Annotated in this window: 1 protein-coding gene; it reads right to left on the reverse strand. The window is 45.8% G+C overall.

The window, feature by feature from the left end; translation table 11 throughout:
* Window positions 1-15 precede the first annotated feature (15 nt).
* Window positions 16-915 (reverse strand): IS982 family transposase, encoded by a 900-nt coding sequence (locus IQ211_RS19405; protein ID WP_193836489.1) that lies wholly within the window; start codon window positions 913-915, stop codon window positions 16-18.
* Window positions 916-1,024: the final 109 nt, after the last annotated feature.

The following is a 1,024-nucleotide window of genomic DNA, read 5'->3' on the forward strand; positions in this document are numbered from 1 at the left end:
ACGCGATGCTCAACTTTAACACCCAATAACGAGCGTTTGTTGAAGCCAGTCGCGTTGTTTTTTACCTTGTTTAAAGTTGGCAAAAATACCCAATGTGTGAGAAAGCAGCTTTCTGGCGATTCGATTGCTCAGATGCCACATATCCCGCGCCCAGCACTTCTCGATAGCAAATTGTCCGGCGAGTTGGCCAATCACCGTTTCAATAAGACGTCGTTTGGCATTGATGCATTTTCTTATCTCTTTGGGAACAGGATCATCCATATTGGCTCGCACTGGCGTGATCATTTCAATATCAGCTCTCTTCATTTCTTGTTTAAATTCAGTGCCTAAATAGCCTTTGTCACCGAGTAAATAGCCAGTGATTGGCGCGACCAAATCCCCAGCAGCCTCACGCTCGCTGACACTTGCCGGTGTGAGTGTAAACCCTGTCACGATGCCGATTTCATCGACCAGCAGATGCCCCTTAAAGCCGTAGTACGTTTCACTCTTGGTGGCGCAGTATCCATAATCGGCTTGTCCTTTAAAACGTGCACAGCCTTTCGCGCGTTTAAAGAGGCAAACAGGTAGAGGAAATCCATCAATAATATGCACCGGTCGGTCGAGCGCACCTAATAATCTCGCCAGCTTTTCTTGCAGTTGTTGTTTAACCGCCCAAAGATTCGAAACTTGTTTAGCAAAATTAGCGCGTGAACCCAGCCCCGGAAACCACTCGCTCCAATGGTCACGAAAGTAAGTCCAAATCCCTTTATCCGTTGAAAAACCTAAGAATTCCCCCACAACTTCCATCGTGATAGCTTCGGCATCGCTGAGTTTAGGCGGAAAGCCTCGGCTTCTGAATCGTGTCCCTTGCTGTAACTCTGCTAAATTTTCATCTACCCAACAAAATACCCAAATGATAAAATCCTGCTGTGACATAGCCTTTTGTTCCTTTATTGCTCTTTGTTTCGCAACTTAAGGTTATAAAGGCAGGGCTATGTCATTTCAATTCACTATGTCATCTCATCTAGAAAGTCGAGCATCGCGT

This window comes from Xenorhabdus griffiniae, from assembly GCF_015163655.1.
GTDB lineage: Bacteria > Pseudomonadota > Gammaproteobacteria > Enterobacterales > Enterobacteriaceae > Xenorhabdus > Xenorhabdus griffiniae.

What these genes read in the sequence shown, in the direction of transcription:
- IQ211_RS19405 (WP_193836489.1), bottom strand. Translation starts at nt 915, where the DNA reads ATGTCACAGCAGGATTTTATCATTTGGGTATTTTGTTGGGTAGATGAA.